This is a genomic window from Synechococcus sp. R6-7 (assembly GCF_047461695.1).
Classification (GTDB): Bacteria; Cyanobacteriota; Cyanobacteriia; order Thermostichales; family Thermostichaceae; genus Thermostichus.
Genome location: NZ_JANSHS010000239.1, coordinates 1 through 1,025, shown reverse-complemented (window position 1 = coordinate 1,025; position 1,025 = coordinate 1). Strand labels below are relative to the sequence as shown.

Here is a 1,025-nt window from a genome sequence, read left to right as displayed (position 1 = left end):
ACACGCCCCAGCCCTACCTGCAGGAGAACTCGTTTTTAATCATCGGCGAGCGGCTGAATGCCAGCGGCTCCAAGAAGATGCGGGAGCTGCTGAATGCCGAAGATTGGGACGGCCTGGTGGCCCTGGCGCGGGAGCAGGTGCGGGAGGGATCCCACATCTTGGATGTCAACGTGGACTATGTGGGCCGGGACGGGGTGCGGGATATGCGGGAGCTGGTCTCGCGGCTGGTGACCCAGATACCCATTCCCCTGATGCTGGATTCCACCGACTGGCAGAAGATGGAGGCCGGCCTCAAGGTGGCCGGGGGCAAGTGCCTGCTCAACTCCACCAACTACGAGGATGGGGAAGAGCGCTTCTTCAAGGTGCTGGAGCTGGCCAAGACCTACGGCGCGGGGGTGGTCATCGGCACCATCGACGAGGAGGGCATGGCCCGCACCGCCGAGAAGAAGTTCCAGATTGCCGAGCGGGCCTATCGCCAGGCCGTTGAGTACGGGATCCCGCCCTACGAGATTTTCTTTGACCCGCTGGCTTTGCCCATCTCCACCGGCATCGAGGAAGACCGGGCCAACGGGGCGGCTACCCTGGAGGCCATCCGCCGCATCCGCCAGGCTTTTCCTGAGGCCCACATTCTCTTGGGCATCTCCAACATCTCCTTTGGGCTCTCGCCGGCAGCCCGCGTGGTCTTGAACTCGGTGTTTTTGCACGAGTGCCGCCAGGCCGGCCTGGATGCCGCCATCGTCAGCGCCGCCAAGATCCTGCCCCTGAGCAAGATCCCGGAAGAACAGCAGCAGGTGTGCCGGGATCTGATCTGGGATCGGCGCCAGTTCAACGCTGAGGGCATCTGCACCTACGATCCCCTGGCGCGGCTGACGGAGCTGTTTGCGGGGGTTTCCGGGCAGGAGCTGCGGGCGACCGGATCCCTGGCCAAACTGCCCTTGGAGGAGCGGCTGCGGCGGCACATCATCGACGGCGAGCGCATCGGCCTGGAGGAGACCCTGGCAGAGGCGCTGCAGAAATACCCCCCC

General features: G+C 64.7%; 1 protein-coding gene. It reads left to right on the top strand.

What is annotated here, in order from left to right; all coding sequences use genetic code 11:
- Positions 1-1,025: dihydropteroate synthase (locus tag NW815_RS07705; protein ID WP_414415867.1), on the top strand; the 1,025-nt coding region annotated here is incomplete at both ends.